This window comes from Microbacterium rhizosphaerae (assembly GCF_034120055.1).
GTDB lineage: Bacteria > Actinomycetota > Actinomycetes > Actinomycetales > Microbacteriaceae > Microbacterium > Microbacterium rhizosphaerae.
In genome coordinates, this window is record NZ_CP139368.1 from 2403623 (window position 1) to 2426808 (window position 23186).

Here is a 23186-nt window from a genome sequence, read left to right on the forward strand (position 1 = left end):
ATGGATGCCGCGTCCCCGCGGCTGCCCGAGATCGACGACGCGCGCCTGGACGTCGTCGAAGCGGGACTGTTCGCCGGCATCGCCCGCGAACGCGAGGCACGCGGTCGCCGCAGGCGGAGGATCTGGATCGGCGCGGGAGCGGTGGCCGCCGTGGTCGTGGTCGCCCTGGTCATCGTGCCCGCGGCCGGGCTGCTGGGCGTCGGGGGCGCGACGAGCGGGTCCGGCGGCATCGCCGTCGCCCCCGTGCCGCCGCAGGGCGTGTCCGGCACCGGCGCCAACGACTCGGAGAAGTCGGTCGGATCCGGCTCCGCCGGCTCCGGTGCTGCGAATTCCACGGCCGGCGGCTCGGGCGCGTCGAGCGGCTCGGGCACCAGCGCCTCCCCGCGTGATGTCGTGACGACGGCGTCGGCGACCGTGCAGGTGGCGGACGTGCGCACAGCGGCATCACGGATCGGCGCGAACGCCAAGAGCCATGGCGGCTACGTGCAGAGCATGAACGTCGGCCAGACGGGAGCGGCGCCGCTTCCGCAGACCGGTCAGGGCGTGTCCCAGCCGATCGAGCCGTCCCCGCCGGTGTCCGGCGCCTGGATCACGGTGCGGGTTCCCGCCGATCGCCTCGACGACGTCGTGACGTCGCTCTCCGACGTCGGCACGGTCGAGGCATCCACCGTCGATCGTCAGGACGTCACGGACCAGGCCACCGTGCTGCGTTCCCAGGTGGCGGCCTCGCAGGCATCCGTCGACCGGCTCACGGAGCTCATGGGCAAGGCCGGATCGGTCGCAGACCTCCTGGCGGCCGAGTCCGCCCTCACCGACCGGCAGGCGGCGCTCGCGTCCGAGCAGCAGCAGCTGAAGGCGCTCGACGACCAGGTGGCCATGTCGACCCTCACCGTCACTCTCCTCCCGCACGAAGCGGCCAAGCCGGCGAGCGCCGCAGGCTTCGGCTCGGGGCTCGTCGCCGGCTGGAACAGCCTCGTCGCGGCACTGAACGGGATCGTGGTCGCGATCGGGTTCCTGCTGCCCTGGCTCGTCGTGGCGGCGATCGTCGCACTCGTCGTATGGGGCATCGTGGCGCTGGTGCGCAGGAGACGGCGCCCGTTGCCCCAGCCCATGCCGCCCGCGGAATAGGCCGGCCGGTCGGCGCCGGCATGGCGCAGCGCGCATGCCGAAAAGCCCTCCGGATCATGAGATTCGGAGGGCTCTTCGTGTTGGTGACCCCAGCGGGATTCGAACCCGCGTTACCGCCGTGAGAGGGCGGCGTACTAGGCCGCTATACGATGGGGCCGCGTTCGCAACCGTTCAATTATGGCATGGGCTCGGACAGGGACAAAATCGAGCCGCTCGGGCATCCCTCGCCCTTGCCGACTGCCGGACGGCGCGGTTGACTCGAGGTATGCGAGTCACCAAGCACGAGCACGCAGCGCTGCTCGTCGAGGACGCCGGCAAGGCCCTCATCGTCGATCCCGGATCCTTCACGAACCCCTTCACGGAGCTGCACAACGTGATCGGCATCGTGATCACGCACGAGCACGCCGACCATTGGACGCCCGAGCACCTCGAGCGCATCCTCAAGCAGACCGGACCCATCCCGATCCTCGGACCGGCCGGCGTCGTGACGGCCGCAGCCGACTTCGATGTCACCGAGGTGAGCCCCGGCGACACGGTGACGATCGACCCGTTCACGCTCCGGTTCTTCGGCGGCAGGCACGCCGTCATCCACGAGAGCATCCCCGTGGTCGACAACGTGGGAGTGCTCTTCAACGACGTCTTCTACTACCCCGGGGACTCGTACGCCGTGCCCGAGGGCGTCGACGTGAAGCTTCTCGCCGCGCCGGTGGGCGCCCCCTGGCTGAAGATCGGCGAGGCGATGGACTTCGTCCTCGCGGTGAAGCCGCGTCGCGTGTTCGGCACCCACGACATGACCCTGTCGGTGGCCGGTCGCGACATGGGGCGCGCCCGACTGGGCTGGGCGGCGGAACAGGACGGCGGAGAGCTCGTGGCACTCGATCCCGGCGACTCCGCGGATGTCTGAACGGCCGCTCTCGAACCTCGCGAACCCCTGACGTGGCGGAGCGACCGCCTGCGGAGGTCCGGATCGACGAGTCCGTCGTGCGCGGGCTCGTCGCGACACTGGGCGACGCGGTCCCGGATGCGCGCGGCCTCGCGCTCGCGCATGTCGCCGAGGGCTGGGACTGCAGCGTCTGGCGGCTCGGCGACGACCTGGCGCTGCGGGTTCCTCGCCGCCGGGCGGTGGCCGACCTGCTGGTCGGAGAGTCTCGCGCGCTTGCGGAGGTGGCGCCGTACGTCGAGGCGACCGGGGTCCATGTGGCCGCCGCAGTCGTCGTCGGGCAGCCGTCGGAGGACTTCCCGTGGCCGTGGACCCTCGTGCGCTTCCACCCGGGAACATCCGGTCTAAACGTGCCGCGCGAACGACGCGCCCCCTGGGCTGCGCCGCTGGCAGCGGCACTCGCAGCGCTTCACCGTCCCGCAGCCGACGAGCATCCGCGCAATCCGTTCCGCGGGGTTCCGCTCGCCGACCGGGCGGCAGCGGTCGGGGAACGACTCGATCGGGTCGCCGATGCGCTCACCCCCGAGGAGCACCGCGCCCTCGTCGAAGCGTGGCGCGACGGGCTCGGCGCCGCACCGTGGGCAGGACGACCCCTCTGGATCCACGGGGACCTGCATCCGGGCAACGTGATCGCCCGCGGCGCGGAGCTCGTCGCGATCATCGACTTCGTGGACATCACGGGCGGCGACCCCGCTTACGACCTCGCGGCCGGGTGGCTCGTGTTCGACGAGGCCGGGCGGCGTGACTTCGTGGATGCCTCGCCCCACGTGGATTCCCACACCTGGGCGCGTGCGCGCGGCTGGGCGGCCGCGATGGCCGCGATGCTGCTCCTCGCCGGCGACGACGATCCGTCCTACGCGCGGCTCGCGCGCGAAACGGTCACAGGCTTGGCGCAGTCGTCGGCATGATCGCCGTCCAGACCTCCACGGCGTCACCGGACTGGACGAAGCGCACGATCGAGCCGGCCGGCAGATCGAGGCCCGTGTACGTCTTCGTCCAGCCGGGGAAGATGAACAGGTCGACGCTCGCGGGGAGGGGACGCGGCGAGCAGCTCGTGCCGACCGCATCCTCCGTTCCGATCATGAGCACCATGCACTCCGAGCCGTCGCGGGCGGTCCCGGTGAACACATGGACGTGTCCGTACGCCTCGTGGCCGCGGAATGAGCCGGTGATGCCGTACATCTCCTTCAGCCACAGATCGGTGCCTTGCACGACAGGGGTGTAGTGCGAGTCGTCGGCGGCCAGGATGCGATCGGGGTGCGGCTGTGCGGCCGCCCAGCCGATCGCGCCGCCGACCGCGGCGATCACGACGCCCGCCGCGAGGATCGACGCGATGCGCCCAGGGCGCCTCGCAGTGAATCGGGCGGCGCCGTCCCGCAGGCGGGCGGAGAGCCGGGCGGGCTGCGGCTGCTCGAGGGCGTCGGGCTCGTCGCGCGGGGTGCCGCCGATCCGTTCCTCGGCGGCGGCAGGCATCGACACCGCAGCGAGGGGCGGCAGGACGATCTCCTCCAACTCGCGCAGGCGCTCCAGCGCCGCCGGATCGTCGAAGATGTCGGCATCCGGCCCGAACGCGCGTCGCCGCAGTACGGCGAGTTCGGCGCGTCCCTCATCATTGAGAACGGCACCGTTCACATGTCCAGTATCCGCTTTTCTGCACACAGGAACCGCACAAACAGCGCAAAGGACGGGCCTCAACCGCTCCCCTACGTTCGCATCATGACCATCACCGTTCCCGTCGCCCCCTCCGTGCCGGGCCCGCCGCTCGCCGAACCGACGACCGCGTCCGCGGCTCGGCCGGCGCGATCGGGCCGATGGCTGTGGACGGGCGGCCTCATCGCCCTCACACTCCTCGCCGCCGGCCTCACCGTGTGGGGGATCGGCAGCGGCTCCCGCTCCGAGTACTACGCATCCATCGCCCTGTCGATGAGCAAGAGCTGGTCGAACTTCTTCTTCGGCTCGTTCGACCCGGCCGGCACCGTCACCCTCGACAAGATTCCGGGCTCGTACTGGCTCCCCGCGCTGTTCGTGAAGGTCTTCGGCTTCTCGACCTGGTCGATCATCCTGCCGAACGCGCTCGCCGCGATCGGCGCCGCCGTTCTGACGGCCTTCGCGGGCAAGCGGCTCGCCGGACCCACCGCGGGACTGCTGGCGGGCGCCGCCGTGGCGACGACCCCGATCCTCGTGGCGGTCTCGCGGTCGAACCAGCCCGAGACGTTCTTCGTCCTCGGTCTCGCGCTCACCGCGTGGGCGGCGGTCAAGGCGCTGACGAGGTCCAGCTTCGGATGGCTGATCGTGGCGGGGCTGTTCATCGCCCTCTCGTTCCAGACCTACATGCTCGAGGCGTGGGCGGTGTGGCCGGCGCTCGCTGCCGCGTACCTCTGCACCCGGCAGCCGTGGGTGCGCAAGATCTGGCACACGCTCGCAGCGGGCGTCGTCAGCCTCGCGGCGTCGCTGTCCTGGATCGCCGTGGTGTCGCTGGTGCCCGCATCCTCCCGCCCCTACATCGGCTCGACCCTGCACAACAGTGCGTGGGAGATGGTGTTCGGCTACAACGGCCTGGGCCGTTTCGGCGACAGCACGGCGGATTCCACGGCGTACCGCTCGTTCACTCCCCCGTTCTCGGGCGACCCGGGCGCGTTCCGCCTGTTCAACGAGCAGCTCGCCGGCCAGATCGCCTGGCTGCTGCCGGCCGCGGCCCTCGGCATCGTGATCCTCGCGGTGCTGCGCTACCGCCCGGCGGTCACGGTCTTCCTCGGCGTCTGGTTCGCGACGTTCGCGGCGATGTTCTCGGTCGTCGCCGGAATGCACCAGTTCTACACGGCGGCCCTCTCGGTGCCGGTGGCCCTGTCGGTGGGCGTGGCGTTCGCCGTGGCGCGCCGGCGAGGCGTGCGCTGGGCGCAGATCTCGCTGATCGGGGTCGCAGCGGCCACCGCATTAAGCATCTCGTTCATCTACGGCGGCTACTCCATCGCCTTCGCCGTGGCCCAGCTCGTCACGGCCGTCATCGCTGTCGCGCTCATCGTCTGGGGGCGCGGGCGCATCGTCCGCGGTGCCACGTCTCTCGTGGCCGGAATCGCCATGCTCCTCACGCCCCTCGCCTGGTCGGTCGTCACGATCTCGCACCCGAGCTCGATCAACCCGGTCGCGGGCGGCGTCGCGGACATGGGCGGCGGCGGCGGCCAAGGGGGTCCCGGTGGCTTCGCCGGCGGTCAGGGCGGGCCCGGCGGCTTCACCGGCCCGCGGGGCGGCCAGGCGGGCCCGGGCGGTGCGCAGGGCGGGACTCCCCCGCAAGCGGGCTCCGGTCGGGGCGGCTTCACGGGCGGACAGACAGGCCCCGGCGGCGGTGCGGGCGGTGACACGGCGTCGTCGAGCCTGCTCTCCTACCTCGAGCAGAATCGCGGCACCGCGAAGTACCTCGTGGCGGTGTTCGGTGCGCAGAGCGCGGCGAGCCTCATCACGGCCACCGACGGCGAGTCGGTACTGCCCATCGGCGGATTCAACGGCACCGACCCCGCGCCGACCTTCGCCGCCTTCACCGAGATGGTCGCAAGCGGCGAGCTGAAGTACGTGATGGTGTCCGGCCAGGGCGGCTTCGGCGGCGGATTCGGAGGCGGCTCCCAGTCGGGCGAGGCCGCGCAGATCCGCTCGTGGGTCGAGCAGAACTGCACGCAGGTGACGGATGCGGGCACCTCCGGCCTCTACGCGTGCACCCCGTAGCATCCGCGCAGACGGCGGGGCCGGTCGCACACGCGACCGGCCCCGCCGTTCGTTCAGACCGCTCAGCGGTCGTCGGTGAGGTCGTCCTTGACGTCCTCGACACCGTTCTTCATGTCGGCCGACGCCTGGTCGACCTTGCCCTTGACTCGCGTGGAGTCATCGCCCGTGACCTTGCCCCAGGCCTCCTCGGCCTGACCCTTCAGGTGCTGAGCATCGTTCTCGATACGGTCGCCTTCACCCATTGGAACGCTCCTTCCCGCGGTGGGTCTCACCGCCCTCACGCTGTGCGCATCCTGGTCGGCGCGCAGCATCCAGTGAACCCGGCGTCCCCGGACAGGTCACGGGGATTGCCACCGGAGCACGCGGCGGGTACCCTCTGGCGCCTGGCGCCGAGACCGCCGCGCGGTCCCGAGGCTCAGCGCTCGCGCTCCTGCTGCTCCGCCTTCTGCGCGTCCTCGACCGCGAACCGGGCCTCCTCGAGGAGGAACTGCGCACGCCGCACGCGACGCTGAGCCAAGGTCGCCGCGGGCTCCAGGTGCGGGCCGCGACTCTCCGCCTCCTCGGTGGCGGTGATGATGTAGCTGCTGGACAGGAGGATCACCTGCGCCGACAGGTTGAACCAGAGCAGCAGCGCGACGAGCGATGCGAACGAGGCGAGGAGCGGGTTCGAGGATGCACCGCGCACGAACAGACCCGACAAGACCTGCAGGACGGTCAGCCCGATTCCTCCCAGAGCCGCGCCGACCCAGAGGTCGCGCGCCCGCGACCTGACTCCGGAGAGCAGGCGGAACACGAGCGCGATCGCCACCGTGTCGATGACGAACACGATGACCACGCCGAACGTCTGCGTGCCGACGACGGCCGGCCAGTCGTTCGGCGAGACGCCGAACCATCCGAGGACGGCTGCGATGCCCGCGGAGCCGAGGAAGGTCGCGGCGGCGGCGGCGAGGAGGAGCACGCCGAAGGCGAGGCCGACCAGCACGTTCCGGAGGATGACAGAGAGCCAGAGCGTATCGTCGACGAACTCGTCGGCGAGCACGCGCAGCGCCGTGCGCAGGCTCGTGATCGCACCGATCGCCGCACCGATCAGAGCGATGAGCGACACGATCCCCACCACGGTGAATCCGGCGGGCGCCTGGATCTTGTTGACGTCGACCACGTTGGCGATGCCCGGGATCACCGCCTCGAGAGCCTTCGTCAGAGCGTGCATGGCACTCGGGTTGTTCCCGAGCCAGATCGCGGCGAGCGAGAAGCCGAGGAGCACGCCGGCGAAGACGCTGAACAGCGCCCGGTACGTGACGCTGTCGGCGAGCATCGGACCGCGGTGCTCGGTGTAGAGCAGGACGGCCCGCACGACCCGGAATCGGAGGGCCCACGCCACCGCCGTGCGCTGCAGGGCCACGAACCCGCCCGGCCTCTTCTTCGCCCGGGCATCCCCCGCGCGACTCTGCTCGTCCACGTGCTTGCCGTCCACCACATGCTCGCTGTCCACCACGGGTGCCACGATAATCGCGCAGCTCTCCGGTGCAGTGGGGCTCGACAGCCCGCGCCCGGGCGGCTATTGAGAGCGTTCGGGAGCGCGCATGCCTGCACGTGGAGGATGTCACCACCCGCGCGATCATCCACCGCGGCGCCATGGGGACGAGCCGCCCGCTCGTCTCGTGCGTCTCAGAGGGCGACGTGGAATTTGGGTCCGGCGCCGGCACCGGCGGGCCGTGCGCCGGCGAGGATCCCGGGGAGCTCGTCGAGCGTGACCGTGGCGGCGATCAGGGGACGGGGGTCGACAGCGCCCGACGCATACGCCTCGATCGTCCCGGCGAGCCCGGGAGAGCCGCTGAGCACGCCCACCGCCGTGACATCCCGGAGCACGATCTCGCGGGTGTCGATGACACTCGGCACGCCGGCGAGGCCGATGTAGACGACCCGCCTCCCGGGTTCGACCAGCTCCAGCGCGCGACCGGGCAGGTGGGATGCGTTGGACGCGTCGATCACGGCATCCCACGGCAGATCCGGAAGCTCGTCCTGCCCCCACACGCCCGCGAACCCCAGCGAGCGGGCGAAGGCGAGCGAGCGCTCGCCGCGACCCAGGAGATGCACCTCGGCGCCGGCGGCCTGGGCGAACAGGGCGGACAGCAGCCCGATGGTGCCCGGGCCGAGAACCAGGCACCGATCACCGAGATGGATGTCGGCGCCCTGAGCGGCCCGGAACGCGTTGCCGCCCGGCTCGACCATCGCTCCCGCCGCATCGTCCACCGAGCCGGGAAGCCGGTGCAGGGAGGTCGCGGGGACGGCCACCTGCTCGGCGAGCGCACCGTGCCAACCTCCCCGGATGCCCACCTCGTGACGGAACTCGCACACGTGCTGATAGCCCCGGAGACAGCGGCGGCAGACGCCGCATCCCAGCATCGTGTCGCCCGTGACCCGCACGCCGACCCACGTCTCCTCGACGCCCGCGCCGACGGCGGCGACCGTGCCCATCCATTCGTGCCCGATGCGGATCGGATACGCCGCGTGGCCGCTGTGCAGGTAGGCCATCCCGCCCGTGAGAAACTCGACGTCGGTACCGCAGATGCCCGCGCGCTGCACATCGACCACGACCTGGCCGGCGGCGGGCTCGGGCCGTGCGACGTCCTGCACCTCCGCACGGTTCGGGCCGGTGATGACGAGGGCCCTCATCGCCGCCCGAACCCGCCCTCGATCAGCCGCCTGCCGTCACGGATGGATCCGTCGACGTCGATGCGATGCAGCCCGTCGGTGCCCGCGACGCCGGTGTCAGTGGGATTCACGGGTGACCTGTGATCCGCTGGAGCCGACGAGGAAGTCCAGGTCGGCGCCCCGGTCGGCTTGGAGGACGTGGTCGACGTAGAGGCGCTCCCATCCGCGCCGCGGTGTCGCGTATCCGTCGAGGGTCGCCTGGTTCGGGGTCCTGGCGGCGAGTTCGTCGGCGGGCACGTCCAGATCGAGCCTCCCGGCGCGCACGTCGAGGCTGATCCAGTCCCCGGTCTGCACGAGTGCGAGCGGGCCGCCGGCGGCGGCCTCCGGGGTGACATGCAGCACCACGGTGCCGTACGCGGTGCCCGACATGCGTCCGTCGCAGATGCGCACCATGTCCCGCACGCCCTTCTCGAGGAGCTTGGTGGGCAGCGGCATGTTGGACACCTCGGGCATGCCGGGGTATCCCTTGGGACCGCATCCGCGCAGGACCATCACGCTGTTCTCGTCGATGTCGAGGTCCGGGTCGTCGACGCGGGCGTGGAAGTCCTCGATGGAGTCGAACACCACCGCGCGTCCGCGATGCTTGAGCAGGTGCGGCGAGGCGGCGGCCGGCTTGACCAACGCGCCGCCGGGGGCCAGCGACCCGCGCAGCACCGTGATCCCCGCATGCGGCTGCAGCGGGTTGTCACGCGGAGTGATCACGTCGGGGTCCCAGATCTGCGCGTCGTCGAGGTAGTCGACCAGCGGGCGGCCGGTGATCGTCAGCGCGTCCGGGTCGAGCAGGTCGCGCACCTCCCGCATCACGGCCAGGAACCCGCCCGCGCGGTACAGGTCGTCCATCAGGTAGCGCCCGGCAGGCTGCAGGTTCACCAGCAACGGCACCTGTGCCCCGATGCGGTCGAAATCGTCGACCGTCAGCTCGATCCCGAGTCGTCCGGCGATCGCGAGCAGGTGCACCACCGCGTTCGTGGAGCCCCCGATCGCGGCCAGCGCGACGATCGCGTTGTGGAAGCTTCCCTTCGTGAGGAAGGTGGACGGACGCCGATCCTCCGCGACGAGCCGGACCGCCAGCATCCCCGTCTCGTGGGCTGCTTCCAGCAGTCGCGCATCCGGTGCCGGCGTGCCGGCCAGCCCCGGCAGCACCGTGCCCAGCGCCTCGGCGACGAGGGCCATCGTGGACGCGGTGCCCATCGTGTTGCAGTGCCCCTTCGAGCGGATCATCGACGACTCGCTCCTGAGGAACGCCGCCTCGCTGAGCGTGCCTGCACGCACCTCTTCGCTCAGGCGCCACACATCCGTCCCGCAGCCCAGCGCCTCATTGCGGAAATGCCCGGTCAGCATCGGGCCGCCCGGCACCACCACCGCGGGCAGGTCGACGGATGAGGCGGCCATCAGCAGAGACGGGATCGTCTTGTCGCATCCGCCGAGCAGCACCACGCCGTCGATCGGGTTCGCGCGGAGCATCTCCTCCGTCGCCATCGCCGCCATGTTGCGCCACAGCATGGCGGTCGGACGCACCTGCGTCTCCCCCAGTGACACCACCGGGAGCTCGAGCGGGATGCCTCCCGCCTCGTAGATCCCGTTCTTCACCGACTGCGCCACCTCCGTCAGGTGCGCGTTGCACGGCGTCAGATCCGACGCCGTGTTCGCGATCGCGATCTGCGGCCGTCCCTCGAACGCGCTCGACGGCACGCCCCGCCGCATCCACGCCCGATGGATGTATGCATTCCGGTCATCACCCGAATACCACTCAGAACTGCGCAACGAAGACATGCATTCACCAAAGCGTGAGCGAGCCCGTCTGGCAAGGGGCGATCTGGGCGAGGATGGAGTCATGGTCAGCATTCCGACGATCTCGCTGAACGATGCCACGTGGTTCCCGGAACTGGGGCTGGGCACCTATGGCCTGCGCGGCGATCACGGCATCGCCGCGATGGTCTCGGCGGTCGAATCGGGCTACCGTCTGCTCGACACGGCCGTCAACTACGAGAACGAAGCCGAGGTCGGCGAGGCCGTGCGCCGCTGCGGACTCGACCGCGACGAGCTCCTGGTGACCTCCAAGATCCCCGGACGCGATCATGGCTTCCAGAAGGCGATCGCGAGCATCGAGCGGTCGCTGAAGACGCTCCGCCTCGAGCGCATCGACCTGCAGCTCATCCACTGGCCCAACCCCGGCGTCGGCAGATGGCTGGACACGTGGCGGGGCATGATCGAGGCGCGCGAGCGCGGACTCGTGCGCTCGATCGGCGTATCGAACTTCACCGAGCAGATGCTCACGACGCTCATCGACGAGACCGGCGTGACGCCGGCCGTCAATCAGGTGGAGTTGCACCCGTACTTCCCGCAGGGCCCACTGCGCGCCTTCCACCGCGAGCACGGCATCCGCACCGAGAGCTGGAGCCCGCTCGCGCGTCGGACGGAGTTGGCCTCCGAGGCCGTCGTCGAGCAGATCGCCTCCGGGCACGGCGTCACCCCGACGCAGGCGGTGCTGCGGTGGCACGTCCAGATCGGGTCGACCCCGATCCCGAAGTCGGCGTCGCCGCAACGACAGATCGAGAACGCCGACGTGTTCGGGTTCGCGTTGACGCCGGAGGAGGTCGACGCGCTCACCGCGCTCGAGCGCGGACGCCTGTGGAACGGCGACCCGAACCACCACGAGGAGATGTAGCCGGCGGCGGGCGGCTCGTCAGACCCGGCGATCGCGTTCGATCTCGAACACGGCGGCCTGCGTGCGGTGCTCGAATCCCAGCTTCGACAGCAGGGACGACACGTAGTTCTTCACGGTCTTCTCCGCCAGGCCGAGATGCTCGCCGATCTGACGGTTCGTGAGCCCGTCGGCGATGAGCGCCAGGATCTGACGCTCACGGAGACTGAGCGATCCGAAGCGCGGATCCTCGTCGGGAGCCGCCCGCAGCAGCTGCGTCGCCTGCCGCTCCGCCGCCGGATGCAGCAGGCGCTTTCCGGATGCCACGGCTCGCACGGCCTGGGTGAGCTCATCGCCGCGAACGGCCTTGAGGAGGTAACCGGACGCGTCCGCGAGGACCGCCGCGAACACCGCCTCGTCGTCGTCGTACGCCGTGAGGATCAGGCAGCGGACGGACGGGAACTCCTGGCGGATCTGACGGCACACGTCGATGCCGCTCCCGTCGGGCAGGTGCACGTCGAGGATGGCGACGTCGGGAGTCGTCGCGGTGATCCGGGTCATCGCATCCCGGCACGTCGCGGCCTCGCCGACGACCGTCATGTCCGCCTGACCGTCGAGCAGCTCCGAGATGCCGCGTCGCACGATCTCATGATCGTCCACCAGGAACACCGTGATCATGGGAGGACCTTACCGGTCCTCGGGGACCGCTCACCCGATTCGCTGTTCACTCGCCCGTGATCACCCTTCCGACGCCCTCCCCCCATCGGCGTGCACGCTCCAGTTCGCCCTCCACGAGCGGACCCTCATAGCCCTCGACGAGGAAGCTCTGCGGCTCGAGCACGCGAAAGCCTCGCTTCCTGGCATAGCGCGTCGCACTGTGCGAGGCCGCGCCGGGCATGAGCGGCATGTCGACCTTCGTGTCGAAGGCCACGAAGACGACGGGATGCTCCGGGTCGGGCAGAGCTTGCATCCATTCCCGGATGCCGATCGGGACGTCGCCCTCGGCGGCGCCCCGGCCGGCCGCCTCTCTCCGGGTGGAGAGCCGTGACATCGAGAACGCGTGCGTCGGCCCGCCCACCACGAGCGCGGCCACGTCCGCGGAAAGCTCGCGAGGCGCTTCCGCGACATCCTCGACGGTGACCTCGGCGACACCGGACATCCCGTCCGCGACCGCCTCGGCGATCTGCTTCGTGTTGCCGAACATCGACTCGAACACCAGCCGGATCCTCATGGCGTGTCCTCGGATGCGCCGACGGCACGCCGCTCATGCACGATGAGCACCGGGCAGTGCGCGTGTTCGGCGCACGCGGCACTCACGGATCCGAGCAGGAGTCCCGCGAAGCCGCCGTGTCCCCTGCTGCCGAGGACGAGCATCGCACTGTCGGCACTGAGATCGATCAGCGTGCGCGACGGCGGGCCGGCGATGACGTGACGGGTCAGCTCGGGGGGATCGTCGGCGAACGCTTCCGCGATCGCCTGGTCGAGGATGTCCGCCGCGTCTTGCTGCGGCGACCAGTCCGTCGCGAACTCGAACTCGGTGAAGGCCGGGTAATACCACGTGGTCACGGCCTCGAGGGGGGCGTCGAACGCCTCCGCCATCCGTGCGGCGTACCGCAGTGCGTGGATCGAGGACGCAGACCCGTCCACGCCGACGAGGATCCGGTCGGAGTCGGTGAGCTCTTCCATGCGCCCACCCTCACGCCGACGGCGACCGATGGACGGGACGAAAGTCACATCGGCCGCGATGCGCATCCGTCGACGGGACTTTCGTCCCGCGACCACGCAACAGCGCGCCGTTGACTGATCCGAGGCTTCGGCAGGAACGACAGGAAGGACGCCCGGATGTCTGCATCCGCGTATTCAGCCGATTCCCGCGGTCAAGAGGTGGAGACGCTGGGTGTCGAGGAGTGCTGGCGACTCCTGCGCCTGGCGACGATCGGCCGCCTCGCCGTCTCCGGTCTGGATGGCGGCCTCGACATCGTCCCCCTCAACTACCTCACCTACGAGCGCTGCGTCTACTTCCGCACCGCTCCCGGCAGCAAGCTCGGAAAGCTTCAGGCGCACCCCGAGGTCGCCTTCGAGATCGACGGACAGGACGACCGGCGCCGCTGGAGCGTGGTCGTCCACGGCACCGCGCACCTCGTGCTGGACCCCGCCGAGATCGAGCGGTCCGGCATCGACTGGCTCATCTCCTGGAATCCGACGGCGAAGTCGCACTTCGTCCGCATCGACCCGGATGCCGTCACCGGCCGCCGCTTCCCCAAGCACTACCACGCCTCGTCTCTCGCCGAGCCGATGACGCCGGCCGCGGATGCGGCGCCGGACGACGACGCGCGCGAGTTCACTTCGCACGACGGCGTCCTCCCGAAGCCCTGGCCCATTCCGCATCGCACGCCGACGACGCCGGGCGACTGATGGACGAGTCGGCCGCGGCATCGCCCCCGCGCTCGGCGACGGGGCGGATGGCGGCGTGGGTCACCGACGCGGCTGCGGGATCCCTGACGCTCGGCGCGCGCCCGGTACCGGTGCCCCGAGCCGACGAGGTCCTCGTGCGCGTCGAGGCATGCGGCGTGTGCCGCACCGATCTCCACGTCATCGACCAGGAGCTTCCGGTGCACCGGCCGGGCGTCATCCCCGGTCATCAGGTCGTCGGCATCGTCGTCGATGCCGGTGCGCGCGTCTCGCAGCTGGCGCGCGGCGACCGCGTGGGGATCGCATGGCTGCGACGCACGTGCGGCTCGTGCCGCTGGTGCCGTGAGGGCCGGGAGAACCTGTGCCCGTCCTCGTCGTACACCGGCTGGGATGCCGACGGCGGCTTCGCGCAGTTCACGACCGTGCCGGAGGCCTTCGCCTACGCCCTGCCCGCCGACGCGGACGCGGCCCGCACCGCGCCGCTGCTGTGCGCCGGCATCATCGGGTACCGGGCGCTCTCCCGCACCGGGCTCCCGCCCGGCGGTCGTCTGGGCATCTACGGCTTCGGTTCGAGTGCGCACATCACGGCGCAGCTCGCCCGGGCGGCCGGGGCGCAGATCTACGCGATGTCGCGGGCTGAGCAGGACCGCACGCTGGCGCGGCAGCTCGGCGCGGTCTTCGTCGGGGATGCGACGGCCGAGCCGCCCGATCCGCTCGATGCGGCGATCGTCTTCGCGCCGGCGGGCGAGCTCGTCCCCGTGGCGCTGCGAGCGGTCACCCGGGGAGGAACCGTCGTGCTGGCCGGCATCCACATGTCCGACATTCCGGCGATGGACTACACGGAGGAGCTCTTCTACGAGCGCGACCTGCGCACCGTGACGGCGAACACGCGCGCGGACGGGGCCGCACTGCTGCGCCTCGCCCGCAACCTCGACGTCGGCCCGACGGTCACCGGGTACTCGTTCGCGCGGGCCGGGGAGGCCGTCTCCGCGCTGCGCGACGGGCGCGCATCCGGCTCGCTCGTCATCGTCATGTGATGCGACTCATTCGACCCACGACGGCTGCCGGTCCCCCGCGCGCGGGCGCGTGATCAGGATCGGCGCATTCGCGTTGAACAGCACATCCAGTGCGATGTCACCCGGGCCCCCGCTCCGGCGGTCGGATTGCGCCAGTCCGGGATCGATCACGAGCAGGGTCGCCGCCTGGGCCGCGTCGAGAAGCGCCGTCGCGGTATCGGCCGTCCGCGCTCGCGTACGCACCGTGAGCTGCGGCCATCCGTCGTGGATGACGCGCTCCGCGACCTTGACGGCGTCATCATCGCTATCAGAGCCGCCGCGACGTCCTGCGGATGAGATCACCTGGACGGCCTCGCCCCGTCGCGCAGCCTCCGTGGCAGCCATCGCGGCCGACGCCGCGGCGGTCTCGGCACCGTCGACGCCCAGAACGACGCCCGAGCGGAACCGGAGATCGACATCCGGGATCACGACGACCGGACACGGCGCCAAGGCCACGATCCGCACCCCGGTGAATCCGAACACACGTCCGTGCGCGAAGCCCGTCTTGCCCGTGCCGATGACGAGTACATCGTCGGGCCCGGCGAACGCCGCCAGCGTCTCGGGAACCTCGCCGGTCAGATGGACCGCCTCCGACGGTTCGCGACCCGGAGGGCGATCGTCCGTCCCCCGATCGTCGGCGAGGACGTGCACGGCGACGCACTGCACGCCTTCCGCGTCGGCGCGCGTACGCGCCCATTCCCATGCGAGCCGGGCGGGGTGGGAATCGTCGAAGGCCACCACATATCGCCGCACCATGGGACTCCCCCCGATCCACTTCGCCGTCCGGAACATCATCGTGCGCGACGCCGGGCCGCCCTCGCAGGGCCGAAAGTCCCGTCGACCGCGACGACGTCGAAGCCGCACCCGCGTCACGCGTCCGGACAGGACCTTCGTCCCGAACCGAGAGTCTGAGGCCTCCTACGGTGGCGACGAAAGAGGAGGCCAATATGGTCATCGTCGCCAGCGCGCCGGGAATCTACCTCGGCTGGGGCCCATACACCATCCAGCTCGGCAATCTCATCGTCATCGTGACCATGCTCCTGCTGTTCGCCCTGGCGCTGCTGCTGCCCTTCCCGAAGCCGAGGCGCCGGCGATGAGCGCGCGGCAGTCTCAGTCCGAGCGGTCGCCGGAGCGCGGCGTATGGCCGTCGGAACCGCCCGCTCAGCCGGAGGACGAGATCTACACGTGGACCGGGCGCGCGCGCCGCTGGCTTCTGAAGCGTCTCCCCCCGGACAAGCTGCTCCCCCAGGACCAGCCGAGCTACGTCGCGTCGTGGATCTACGTCTTCGGGATGGCGTCGCTGACGTCCCTGGCGGTCGTGATCATCTCCGGATTCGTACTCGCCCTCAATGGACCGGCCTGGTACCACCTGTCGAGCCTCGGGAGATTCACCAACAGCACGCATCTGTGGAGCGTCGAGCTGTTCTTCCTCTTCATGGTCGTGCACCTCTGGGGCAAGTACTGGATGGCGGCCTGGCGCGGCGGCCGGGTGCTCACCTGGATCACCGGTGTGATCGCGTTCGCGGTCTCGATCGCCGCGGCGTTCACCGGCTACCTCCTGCAGACGAACTTCGACTCCCAGTGGATCGCCTTCGAGGCCAAGGACGCCCTCAACGCCGTCGGCATCGGCGCGTGGTTCAATGTGGCCGACCTCGGGCAGATGTTCACGTGGCACATCGTGCTGCTGCCGCTCGGCGTGGGCGCCGTCGTCGCGCTCCACGTGCTGCTCGTGCGCATGCACGGCGTCGTGCCCCCCATCGATGCGAAGGAGACCGACGACCAGCTCGTCCATCCCGGCAACGAGTCGGAGGTGTCACGATGAACAGCACTCCGAGCATGACGTGGCGCGCACGGGGCGATCTGTTCAGCAAGCCGTGGCGCGGCCGCGTCCGCGACTACGACCTCTTCAAGGAGGTCACGATCGGATTCCTCGTCGTGGCCACGCTGACCCTGGTGCTCGCGGCGGTCTTCGGATCACCCGATGAACCGGGTGTCACCTTCGCCTCCTGGTCTGCGCACGACCCCGTGGACTTCGCCACGACGGCGACCGCGGAGCTCGCCGGCACCAGTGACACCGCGCAGTACGGGCCGCCGTACAACAGCACGGCGGATGCCACCCAGACCCTCGGTCCGCTCGACCTGCAGAGCCTGTCGGGGGTGCGCATCCCGATCGACACGGCGAACGCGTTCGTGATCGCCCCGCTCAAGACGCTCGTCCCCGTCCCGCCGGAGGTCGCGCAATGGACGGACGCGACGAACGCGCAGAAGACGGCCTGGACCGACGCCTACACGAAAGCGCTCGCCGCCGACAAGGGATCGACGCTGCCCGATCCGGCGGCGGGCGATTACGGTCCGGTTCCCGGGCTGATCACCGCGCTCACCGGGATGGCGCGCAGCGGCGCTCTCGACGGCGCGCTGTCGAGCCAGAGCGGCTTCTACGAGCTGAACTACACGCCGGCGATCCTGTTCCTCGGCGACGGGCAGTACTTCCAGAACCTGGCGGCCGAGCAGCACCTCACGGGAGACCAGTGGGGGATGATGAACGAGACCGGCAACACGCCCGGGCAATCCTGGCTGTGGCTGTTCTCGCTGTTCTATCAGGTGCCGCCCTTCTCGTCGGCCGACAACGCCGATCTGGTCGTCGTCCTGATCATGGGCGTGCTCACCGTCCTCCTGGCGCTCCTGCCCTTCATCCCGGGTCTGCGCACGTTCCCGCGATGGATCCCGCTGCACAAGCTCGTCTGGCGCGACTACTACCGCGCCGCGGGCGGTGCGCGGACGGAGCAGCACGCGACGAGCCCGGATCGACGCGAGCAGAGCGTGCTCGGATCGCCGGATGCGGATCTGCCCGCGCGGACTGCTCCCTGACGTCGGCGCCGGTCGCGTCCGCCTCGAGCGGATGCGACCGGCGTCAGTAGCCGCTGGGCGCCGTCTCGAACTCGTTCTCCTCGGGCGCCGTCTCGTGGTGGAGCGGCCGGAGCGCTCGGGTCTGCTCGACCCAGATGAGCGCGTCGTACCGCCGACCCATGACCGTCGGTACGTAGTTCCCCTCTTCGCGAGCAGGGTCGTAGACCACGCCGATCGCCCGATGTCCCGCGCGCGCCGAGAGCCACGGCGCCTCGCCGGCGCCCGTCCCACCGCCGAAGTCGAGCACGGCGGCCCCGTCGAATGCATGGTGCAGCACGTCCTCGTGACTGCCGGGGCGGGCGGCGGGGACGGGCATCCGCTCTTCGACGGCTCCCCATTCCTGCGCGGCCGTGACCTCCCCGGCATACGACGCCATCCCGACGAGCAGCACGTGGTCGGCGCCATACCTCTCACGCAGCAGCTGCCCGACGTTGAGCAGTCCGGCATGGCGCATGGATGTCGCGCGCGCATCTCCGACGTGCGTGTTGTGCGCCCAGATGGCGGCCTTGGCGCGCGGGCCCAGATGCTCCGTGAGCCGGTCGGCAGTGTCGACCATATGGATGTCGCGGATGTTCCATGACCCCCGGTCGGTGCGCACCATCGCCCGGTAGTACTGCTCGGCATCCGCCGCGACGATGGCGTTCTGGAGCGCGTCGAACGCGTCGTCGCCGTCCGCGGCCGCGCGCCGGCGCACCTCGACGAGGAGGTCGACGACATCGTCCTCGCACGAGAGCGGGACGAGCCGTGTCTCCCACGCGTAGCGCTGCGGGTCCTCGTCGAACGGCGCGAAGCAGCGCCATGCCTTCATGGCGACCGGCAGTGCGTCCGGCTGGCGCTCGGCCAGCCAGGAGATCGTCCGCGCCAGCGAGTCCCACAGGGAGTACACGTCGAGCCCATAGAATCCGACCCGCTCGCTCTCGGGTCGACCGAGGTTGTGCGCGCGCAGCCAGTCGAGGAAGTCCGCGACCTCGGCGTTCGCCCACATCCACGTCGGCCACCGGCTGAATCCCGCGAGAACCTCGCGCGCGTCCATCGCCGGGCCGGCGAGACCGCGGACCCAGCGGTCGATCCGCCAGCAGTCGGGCCAGTCGCCCTCCACCCCGATCCACGTGACGCCGGCTTCCTCGATCAGCCGCCGGGTCAGCAGCGCTCGCAGCGTGTAGAACTCGTGCGTGCCGTGCGACGCCTCGCCGATCGCGATGATCCTCCGGGATCGCGCACGCTCGACGATCGCGTCGAACGATCCGGCCCCGGTCAACGGCACCGCCAGCCGGCGGACGTCCGAGAGGATGTCCGACGTGCCGCTCATGATCCCACCCGTGCGGCGTCGAGGTGTGCGGCGACCTCGGCATCGGTCGTCGGGTCGAAGTTCCGGTAGTACTCACCGACGGCACGGAAGTCCGCGGGCGGCCTCAGGCAGATCACCCGGTCGGCTCCCTCGACCTGATGCATCGCGTCGCGTGCGCCGACAGGGGCGGCGACGATCACCCGGGCCGCGCCGAAGCGCCGGGCGACCGCGCACGCCGCCGAGGCGGTGGCGCCGGTCGCTATGCCGTCGTCGACGATCAGCGCGGTCTTGCCGCTCAGGTCCAGACGCGGTCGAGATCCGCGCAGACTCGCCACACGGGCCTCCAGCGTCTGGCGCTCGCGGCGCTCCACGGCCTCGAGCTGGGCCGTGGTGACACCCAGCCGGCGGATGAGGTCGGCATCCACGATCCGGACGCCGTCCTCCCCGATCGCCCCCATCGCGACCTCGGGATGGTAGGGCAGGCCGAGTTTGCGCACCACGATCACGTCGAGCGGCAGCCCGAGACACGAGGCCACCTCGGCCGCGACGGGGACGCCCCCGCGCGGCAGCCCGAGCACGACCGACGCTCTGATCCCCTCGTCGACCAGGTAGCGCCCGAGCCGCTGCCCGGCGTCTTTGCGATCCGAGAACATCTGATGCTCCTCCCCCTCCTGCGCCTGCAGAGCCTGCACTCACAGCGGCGTCGAGGCCGCGGGATGCGCGCGCGTGCCGACCCGGTCGGGCTGGGCGCAGAGCACGATGAGGATGATGAGTCCTGCGACGGGGAGCAGGAGCCAGAACAGGTTCGCCCACGAGCGATCCGCGGAGCGCAGTCGGCGCACGGTCACGGCCAACGTCGGCACGAGGACGGCGATGGCCCAGAGACCCGTGAGGTTCGGTCCCACGGGGAATGTCGAGTGCACGGACACGTTCCAGACGCTGAGCGTGCTCAGCGCGGCGTTCACGAGTGCGGTGAAGAGGATCCACCACCAGAACTCCGCGCGTGACGCCGTGCCGGTGAAGTCCGCGTACTTGCGGAACACCGTCGAGATCGATTGCGGAAATGTCATGACAGGATCCTCGCGCCGCCACGCCGACGGGATCGGGCCTAAGGTCCCTCGGGCTTGCGTCGAGCGCGACGCATCCCGACCGGCGCGCAATGCCGGCCGCGTGGCGGGGAGGCGCCCTCCGCCGAGAGCGCCTCCCCTGACTGCGACGGCCTGGGCAGTGCATCGACGCAGCTGATCGATCACTCCGTCCGAATCGGCCGTCCGGGGGCTGCCCGTGGCACAACGGTAACTCGCGCCCGCCTGCCCCCTCGGGACATAGGTCCCGCGACGCAGAGCGAGTGCGCCGATCGTTCGACCCGGCGACGGGACCTAGGACCCTGTCCCACCGCTTCGCGCAGACCAGGGTGGTGGTGTGCATCCACGCACCGCATGGAAGGAGAGCCCGATGGCCACCGCAACTGATCGCGACCTCGACGTGCAGACCCTGGTCCGCGCCGAGCTCATGTGGACCCCGGACGTCGACGCCGCCGGCATCGGGGTCGAGGTGAAGGACGGCGCTGTCACGCTCTCGGGTGACGTCGACACCCTCGCCGAGAAGCTCGCGGCCGAGAAGGCCGCATTCCGGGTGAGAGGAGTCCGCGCACTCGTGAACGGCCTCGAGGTGAGGCCGAAGACCTCGTGGTGGGTCGGAGAGACCGACGTCGCGCAGGAGGTCGACCACGCGCTGCGCGCGGCCAGCAATGTGCCGGAGACCGTCAAAGCCACGATCGCCGGCCACGCGGTGACCCTGATCGGCGAGGTGTCGCGGGAGTTCCAGCGGCGCGCGGCCGAGCATGCGGTGCGCAACCTGCGTGGCGTGTTCTCCCTGACCAATCTGATCACGCTCGCCGAGCGGCCCTCGGCACCGGATACCGAGAAGCGCATCCGCGAGGCCATCGCCCGCAACGCCCAGCTTGATGCGGACAGCATCCACGTCGCCGTCGACGGCAACGTCGTGAGGCTGACCGGCACGGTGAAGTCCTGGGCGGAGCGCCACCAGGCGGCAGAGGCGGCATGGGCTTCACCGCACGTCACCGAGGTGCGGAATGACATCTACATCGTCGCCTGAACCGTCTCAGCCGTCGCTGTCGCCCGGCACGGGCGGGACCGACTGCGCGCCTTGTCCGGTGAGGATCGTCGCGAGCTCCGCGCCCCAGCGGCGCGCCCGGTCGAGTTCACCCTCCACGAGCGGACCCCGGTAGCCCTGGACGTAGAAGCTCTTCGGCTCCAGGACGTGGAACCCCCGCCGGCGTGCGAGACGCGTCGCACTGCGGGATGCGGCGCCCGGGACGAGGGCCATGTCGGTCCGGGTGTCGAACGCCGCGAAGAAGAACGGTCGCGGATGCTCCGGCAGGGATTGCATCCATTCGCGGATTCCGAGCGGCGCGTCCTCGGGCGAGCCGCCGTGGCGAGCCGCATTCTCGCGTGTCGAGGGCCGCGACAGGGAGAAGACGTGCGTCGGTCCGCCCAGGATCAGCGCATCGAGATCCGCGGGGAGCGTGGTCGGCGCATCTCCGACATCATGGATCTCCACCTCGGTCGAGGCCGCCAGGCCGGCGGCGACGGCCTGCGCGATCTGCTTCGTGTTGCCGAACATCGTCTCGAACACGACGAGAACTCTCATGGCTCACCCGGCTCTTCCGTCAGTGTGTGCGACCGTCCGGGTCATCGTCCGCTGTGTGCGAGCTCGTCACGGCGTCGGATGTACTCGTCGTGGTCGATCTCGCCGCGCGCGTAGCGCTGGTCGAGGATGTCACGGGCCGGCGGTGCCGCCTCCGCTCCGACGGTCGGCCGCGCGCCGCCGCTCCTCGTGAGAAGACCGGCGATCGCGACGGCGGCAGCGATGATCAGGAGAGCCGTCACGATCCAGACCACCCACCACACCGGGTCGGTGCCTGTCATCATCCATCCGTACATCAGGTGCTCCTTCGACACGTCTTCATCTGTCAGGATGCCTTCCGGCGCCGCCACCCGATCAGGCCTTTGGTCCCGCGTCGTCGTCTCTCGACCGGGTTCACCCGCTGCCCGTGCTCGTCGTGCACGGCAACAGGTCGCTTTCGGAGTGACCTCCGCGCCTGCGGATCGGCGCGTACCGCCCGGCCCGTCCCGCGAGCTCGATCACCTCTCGGCGTCGGTACCAGGCTCCGGCGTATCGATCAGCCGCGTGTCCCTGGCGCCCTCCCGCAGGCCGGCTTCCATGGATGCGATGTCCCGCAGCGTCAGGAGCGGGTCCGTGTCGGACAGGCGCGAGCGCTCCGCCTCTCGCGCGCGCTGCGTCTGCTCCTTCACGACCGGGGCGGCGAGATCTGCGAGCTGGTCGGCGTCCAGCTCGTCCGCAGCGGCGAGCCCGGGCGCGAGGGGGAGGATCTGGGACGGTACGACCGAGTGCAGGATGACGTTGGCCTCGAGCATGCTGGCCAACGGCTCCGCGGCCGCGATGGCGAGCATCGCCCCGGCCTCCTGGACCACCGGCGCGACGTGCCTGATGAGCGCTTCGGCGTAGACGCGCAACCGCGTCATAGCCTCCTCCGAGAGGTGCGCGCCCGGAGCGGCTCGCTCATCCTCGGACTCGGTCTCTCGCTCGATGCCGGGAGGCGCGGGCGGGTCCTCGAGGTCGATGCTCCGCGCAGGATGCGCCGTCACGTCGATCAGTCGGGCCGAATCCTCGGAGGCGGCGAGGACGAACACGCGGGATGTCAGCGAGAGGGCCGCATCGACGAGCGGAGCGACGTCGAATCGATCGGATACCGTGACGCCCGGCGCGGCATCGGTGGTGAGGGGGAACACGTCGCACTCCTCAGGCGTCACGAAGATGCCGACGGAGCGGGGCCGGTGACCGAGCGGCGCAACGGCGAGACGCAACGAGGATGCCGCCCCCTCGAGCCGATCACGAACGCCGCCGATCACGCGCTCGGATGCCGCGGCATCCGTCAGTGCGCGTGCGACAAGCCGGATCTGGACCTCGGCCGCAGCGCTCGGGCGGTCCGATCCCAGCCACGCGTCCGCATCGCCGTAGACCGTGACGCACCACGGCGCCCGCACATCCGCGATGCGGCGAACCTCCGCCAGAGACAACGTCGCCACGGCGCGCTCCCTCCCTCGAACGTCACGTGCTCTCAGACTCGCCCGCCGCGCGGCCGGGAAGCAGAGACTTTGGTCCCGTCCTGCGTTCCGTGGAAGAGCCGGATGCACAGCATCACACCGACGGCGAACCGGCCGATCACCGCCAGGACGAACAGGCGGTACCCACCCCCGACACGGGGCATCGACGCCGGCCCGGCTACCCGGAGGACTTTCGTCCCGATGACGAACCTCGTGCGGGCCGTAGCGT

26 protein-coding genes and 1 tRNA gene are annotated in these 23186 nt (G+C 70.5%); 11 read left to right on the forward strand and 16 right to left on the reverse strand.

Annotated features, from left to right (window positions below; all coding sequences use genetic code 11):
* Window positions 1-1128, forward strand: a complete 1128-nt coding sequence (locus tag SM116_RS10735; protein ID WP_320940978.1) for a DUF4349 domain-containing protein — start codon at window positions 1-3, stop codon at window positions 1126-1128.
* Window positions 1129-1209: 81 nt separating this feature from the next.
* Here SM116_RS10735 and SM116_RS10740 read toward each other — a convergent pair.
* Window positions 1210-1285, reverse strand: a tRNA-Glu gene (locus tag SM116_RS10740).
* Window positions 1286-1393: 108 nt separating this feature from the next.
* Here SM116_RS10740 and SM116_RS10745 point away from each other — a divergent pair.
* Both SM116_RS10745 and SM116_RS10750 read left to right on the forward strand, forming a co-directional pair.
* On the forward strand, window positions 1394-2032 hold the full coding sequence (locus tag SM116_RS10745) for an MBL fold metallo-hydrolase (RefSeq protein WP_320940979.1): 639 nt from the start codon (window positions 1394-1396) through the stop codon (window positions 2030-2032).
* 32 nt (window positions 2033-2064) lie between these two features.
* Window positions 2065-2976: a phosphotransferase gene (locus tag SM116_RS10750; RefSeq protein WP_320940980.1), complete on the forward strand. Its 912-nt coding sequence runs from the start codon at window positions 2065-2067 to the stop codon at window positions 2974-2976.
* Here SM116_RS10750 and SM116_RS10755 read toward each other — a convergent pair.
* Complete coding sequence (locus SM116_RS10755; protein WP_320940981.1) at window positions 2948-3700, reverse strand: hypothetical protein; 753 nt, start codon at window positions 3698-3700, stop codon at window positions 2948-2950. The two genes, SM116_RS10750 and SM116_RS10755, sit on opposite strands and share 29 nt — an antisense overlap.
* 84 nt (window positions 3701-3784) lie before the next feature.
* On the opposite strand from SM116_RS10755, the gene SM116_RS10760 reads away from it, so the two are divergent.
* Window positions 3785-5785: a mannosyltransferase YkcB-related protein gene (locus tag SM116_RS10760; RefSeq protein ID WP_320940982.1), complete on the forward strand. Its 2001-nt coding sequence runs from the start codon at window positions 3785-3787 to the stop codon at window positions 5783-5785.
* Between the two features lie 62 nt (window positions 5786-5847).
* Here the strand turns inward: SM116_RS10760 and SM116_RS10765 are convergent, their stop codons facing one another.
* From SM116_RS10765 to SM116_RS10780, 4 genes are all read right to left on the reverse strand, one after another.
* On the reverse strand, window positions 5848-6027 hold the full coding sequence (locus tag SM116_RS10765; protein ID WP_320940983.1) for a CsbD family protein: 180 nt from the start codon (window positions 6025-6027) through the stop codon (window positions 5848-5850).
* A gap of 173 nt (window positions 6028-6200) precedes the next feature.
* Entirely contained in the window at window positions 6201-7280 is a 1080-nt protein-coding gene (locus tag SM116_RS10770; protein ID WP_320940984.1) for a YihY/virulence factor BrkB family protein, read from the reverse strand.
* 173 nt (window positions 7281-7453) lie between these two features.
* The gene (locus SM116_RS10775; RefSeq protein WP_320940985.1) at window positions 7454-8461 is read right to left on the reverse strand and encodes a zinc-dependent alcohol dehydrogenase; all 1008 of its coding nucleotides are present in this window, start codon (window positions 8459-8461) and stop codon (window positions 7454-7456) included.
* A gap of 96 nt (window positions 8462-8557) precedes the next feature.
* Window positions 8558-10273: an IlvD/Edd family dehydratase gene (locus SM116_RS10780; RefSeq protein WP_320940986.1), complete on the reverse strand. Its 1716-nt coding sequence runs from the start codon at window positions 10271-10273 to the stop codon at window positions 8558-8560.
* 61 nt (window positions 10274-10334) lie between these two features.
* On the opposite strand from SM116_RS10780, the gene SM116_RS10785 reads away from it, so the two are divergent.
* A complete protein-coding gene (locus SM116_RS10785) occupies window positions 10335-11168 on the forward strand; it encodes an aldo/keto reductase (RefSeq protein WP_320940987.1) in 834 nt (277 codons plus the stop codon).
* Window positions 11169-11186: 18 nt separating this feature from the next.
* Here the strand turns inward: SM116_RS10785 and SM116_RS10790 are convergent, their stop codons facing one another.
* Genes SM116_RS10790 through SM116_RS10800 form a run of 3 tightly spaced genes read right to left on the reverse strand, consistent with a single transcriptional unit; the run spans window position 11187 to window position 12830 of the window.
* Window positions 11187-11822 (reverse strand): response regulator transcription factor, encoded by a 636-nt coding sequence (locus tag SM116_RS10790; RefSeq protein ID WP_320940988.1) that lies wholly within the window; start codon window positions 11820-11822, stop codon window positions 11187-11189.
* 46 nt (window positions 11823-11868) lie between these two features.
* Window positions 11869-12375 (reverse strand): flavodoxin family protein, encoded by a 507-nt coding sequence (locus SM116_RS10795; protein ID WP_320940989.1) that lies wholly within the window; start codon window positions 12373-12375, stop codon window positions 11869-11871.
* On the reverse strand, window positions 12372-12830 hold the full coding sequence (locus SM116_RS10800) for a universal stress protein (protein ID WP_320940990.1): 459 nt from the start codon (window positions 12828-12830) through the stop codon (window positions 12372-12374). Before SM116_RS10800 ends, SM116_RS10795 begins: the two co-directional genes overlap by 4 nt.
* Before the next feature lie 156 nt (window positions 12831-12986).
* Between SM116_RS10800 and SM116_RS10805 the strand changes: the two genes are divergently transcribed.
* Together SM116_RS10805 and SM116_RS10810 are read left to right on the forward strand one after the other, a co-directional pair.
* A complete protein-coding gene (locus SM116_RS10805; RefSeq protein WP_320940991.1) occupies window positions 12987-13559 on the forward strand; it encodes a pyridoxamine 5'-phosphate oxidase family protein in 573 nt (190 codons plus the stop codon).
* On the forward strand, window positions 13559-14593 hold the full coding sequence (locus SM116_RS10810; RefSeq protein ID WP_320940992.1) for a zinc-dependent alcohol dehydrogenase family protein: 1035 nt from the start codon (window positions 13559-13561) through the stop codon (window positions 14591-14593). The genes SM116_RS10805 and SM116_RS10810 overlap by 1 nt, the downstream gene beginning before the upstream one ends.
* Window positions 14594-14599: 6 nt before the next feature.
* On the opposite strand, the gene SM116_RS10815 is transcribed toward SM116_RS10810, so the two are convergent.
* Window positions 14600-15367: a universal stress protein gene (locus SM116_RS10815; protein ID WP_320940993.1), complete on the reverse strand. Its 768-nt coding sequence runs from the start codon at window positions 15365-15367 to the stop codon at window positions 14600-14602.
* 191 nt (window positions 15368-15558) lie between these two features.
* Between SM116_RS10815 and SM116_RS10820 the strand changes: the two genes are divergently transcribed.
* From SM116_RS10820 to SM116_RS10830, 3 genes are read left to right on the forward strand one after another with little or no spacing between them, the layout of a single operon-like run.
* Window positions 15559-15708, forward strand: coding sequence for a hypothetical protein (locus SM116_RS10820; RefSeq protein WP_320940994.1), 150 nt, complete (start codon window positions 15559-15561; stop codon window positions 15706-15708).
* Window positions 15705-16433, forward strand: a complete 729-nt coding sequence (locus tag SM116_RS10825) for a cytochrome b N-terminal domain-containing protein (protein ID WP_320940995.1) — start codon at window positions 15705-15707, stop codon at window positions 16431-16433. Before SM116_RS10820 ends, SM116_RS10825 begins: the two co-directional genes overlap by 4 nt.
* The gene (locus SM116_RS10830; protein WP_320940996.1) at window positions 16430-17479 is read left to right on the forward strand and encodes a hypothetical protein; all 1050 of its coding nucleotides are present in this window, start codon (window positions 16430-16432) and stop codon (window positions 17477-17479) included. The genes SM116_RS10825 and SM116_RS10830 overlap by 4 nt, the downstream gene beginning before the upstream one ends.
* Window positions 17480-17522: 43 nt before the next feature.
* Here SM116_RS10830 and SM116_RS10835 read toward each other — a convergent pair whose 3' ends face one another.
* From SM116_RS10835 to SM116_RS10845, 3 genes are read right to left on the reverse strand one after another with little or no spacing between them, the layout of a single operon-like run.
* A complete protein-coding gene (locus tag SM116_RS10835) occupies window positions 17523-18827 on the reverse strand; it encodes an erythromycin esterase family protein (protein ID WP_320940997.1) in 1305 nt (434 codons plus the stop codon).
* The gene (locus tag SM116_RS10840) at window positions 18824-19459 is read right to left on the reverse strand and encodes a phosphoribosyltransferase (protein WP_320940998.1); all 636 of its coding nucleotides are present in this window, start codon (window positions 19457-19459) and stop codon (window positions 18824-18826) included. The genes SM116_RS10835 and SM116_RS10840 overlap by 4 nt, the downstream gene beginning before the upstream one ends.
* 39 nt (window positions 19460-19498) lie before the next feature.
* Window positions 19499-19876: a DUF805 domain-containing protein gene (locus tag SM116_RS10845; protein ID WP_320940999.1), complete on the reverse strand. Its 378-nt coding sequence runs from the start codon at window positions 19874-19876 to the stop codon at window positions 19499-19501.
* A gap of 385 nt (window positions 19877-20261) precedes the next feature.
* Here SM116_RS10845 and SM116_RS10850 point away from each other — a divergent pair, with 385 nt between their 5' ends.
* The gene (locus SM116_RS10850) at window positions 20262-20924 is read left to right on the forward strand and encodes a BON domain-containing protein (RefSeq protein ID WP_320941000.1); all 663 of its coding nucleotides are present in this window, start codon (window positions 20262-20264) and stop codon (window positions 20922-20924) included.
* A 6-nt stretch (window positions 20925-20930) separates the two neighbouring features.
* On the opposite strand, the gene SM116_RS10855 is transcribed toward SM116_RS10850, so the two are convergent.
* From SM116_RS10855 to SM116_RS10865, 3 genes are all read right to left on the reverse strand, one after another.
* The gene (locus tag SM116_RS10855; protein ID WP_320941001.1) at window positions 20931-21479 is read right to left on the reverse strand and encodes a flavodoxin family protein; all 549 of its coding nucleotides are present in this window, start codon (window positions 21477-21479) and stop codon (window positions 20931-20933) included.
* A 41-nt stretch (window positions 21480-21520) separates the two neighbouring features.
* Window positions 21521-21790: an SHOCT domain-containing protein gene (locus SM116_RS10860; protein ID WP_320941002.1), complete on the reverse strand. Its 270-nt coding sequence runs from the start codon at window positions 21788-21790 to the stop codon at window positions 21521-21523.
* Window positions 21791-21973: 183 nt separating this feature from the next.
* Window positions 21974-22939, reverse strand: a complete 966-nt coding sequence (locus SM116_RS10865; protein WP_320941003.1) for a baeRF11 domain-containing protein — start codon at window positions 22937-22939, stop codon at window positions 21974-21976.
* Window positions 22940-23186 lie beyond the last annotated feature (247 nt).